General features: G+C 50.8%; 1 pseudogene. It reads right to left on the reverse strand.

The features are described 5' to 3' along the window. Positions 1–16: 16 nt before the first annotated feature. Positions 17–264: pseudogene (locus SB751_RS31640) on the reverse strand (hypothetical protein); the annotation flags it as partial.

A 264-nucleotide genomic window follows, 5' to 3' on the forward strand; every position in this document is an offset into this window, starting at 1 on the left:
TTTCGATTTTTGCATGTCATTTTGCCAGCAGGCGACCGAGTGCCTTGCCGACTGGATCGTCGATGTCAGAATGGTTAATCATATGCGGCAGAACCACTTTGCCGCTGTCAACGGCCTGCTCCCACGTTCGTATGTCGCCCCATTCCTGGATGTTCGGTTGCGCCGAGATCTTTACCAAATCCAGAATCGGAAGATCTGCGAGACCTCCATCCAGATATGCTAAGGGATGCGTCTTGAATGCGAAGGATTTGAAGGTATTGTCGT

Source organism: Cupriavidus sp. SIMBA_020 (assembly GCF_046535395.1).
Lineage (GTDB): Bacteria > Pseudomonadota > Gammaproteobacteria > Burkholderiales > Burkholderiaceae > Cupriavidus > Cupriavidus campinensis.